1 pseudogene is annotated in these 1,288 nt (G+C 65.6%); it reads right to left on the minus strand.

Annotated features, from left to right (window positions below):
- A pseudogene (locus QO033_RS25220) lies at positions 1–1,070 on the minus strand (hypothetical protein); the annotation flags it as partial.
- Between the last annotated feature and the right edge of the window lie 218 nt (positions 1,071–1,288).

The raw sequence follows: 1,288 nt of genomic DNA on the forward strand, positions 1-1,288 counted from the left end.
CCCAGCGTATGGCCGATCTCATGCAGCGCGGTATGGAAGTAATAGTCGCCGATGTTGCCGGTGCCCGACCAGTTCTTGGCGATGTTGATATAGGCGTCGTAGATCTCGCCGCCGCCGCCCATGCTGAAGTTGGCGAAGGCCTGACCGGAGACTTCGTTGCCGAAGGCCAGGTCGACCACGCTCGCCGAGGTGCTGGTGGTCTCGACGAAATTGATGCCGAGAATGTCCTCGTAGACGTTGAGGGCATGGCGGATCGCATCGATCCGCGTGGCCGAATAGGGATCGTCCGACAGGCCGTCGGAGTCATACCAGTTGCCGACGACGTTGTAATAGAGCGTGCCGTTCTGCGCCTCGGTGCCCGAGCTCGTCAGGTTGATATGCGGCGTGACGATATCCGAACCGCCGCCCCAGAAATCATCCCAGAAGTCGTTGGTGCCGGCGGGCGTGTTATATTCGTTCAGATAGCGCGCCAGGGTGTACATGCTCGCCGCCGGCGCCGGTGCGGACAGGCTTTCGGCCGCGACGGAGACCGGCGCCGGGCCAGGTTCCGGCATCGGCGACACGACATCCGCGCGCTCCGACGTGGTCGGCGCATCCGCCGGCGCCGCCGCGGTCACTTCGGGCTGGTCGCCCTCCGCCGCCGCGGCCGGAGCCGGGGCGCTGGTTTCCGCGCCGCCGGCAGGGCCCGAGACCACCACCGCGGCATCGTCGTTATCCTCTTCCACGACCGGAAGCGCCGCCGCCGGCCCCTGGGCCGAGTCGTCGTCATCCGCCCCGGCATCCTCGTCGCCACCGGCCGCGACGGATGCCTCCCCGTCGGTGCCAGCGGCCGCCAGACCCAGGGTCGCGTCGTCTTCCAGACCGGCATCGCTGCTGCCGCCGTCGCCATCATCCGCCGGGGGCGTCGCCCCCTGAACGGCGTCATCGGGGGTTTCGGGCGCCGCCGCGACAGGCGCAGTCCCCGCCCCGTCACCGGACACCCCGGCACCGGGCACATAGCTTTCGATTGCTCTTCTCAGACGATCATCTTCTTCGATGGCGTCCATGTTGGTATTTTTCAAATAGCCCATTTGAAAACCCCCCTCTCATCCTGAAAACTTGCTAAACGACACCCGTCGCTTTCGCGCTCAAACCAAAAAGAACCTTGCCAAAACCCACGATCCGGTCGGGATCGCTTGTCATTCATTGAAGTTATGGGCCCAACGGCCCGTCTTGAAAGTCCGGCCGCCCTACCGACCGCGCGGAGCGGGCCAAAACCGGCCGACCCCGAAACCCTGATGCCACAGAC

This window comes from Pseudodonghicola flavimaris (assembly GCF_030164425.1).
Classification (GTDB): Bacteria; Pseudomonadota; Alphaproteobacteria; order Rhodobacterales; family Rhodobacteraceae; genus Pseudodonghicola; species Pseudodonghicola flavimaris.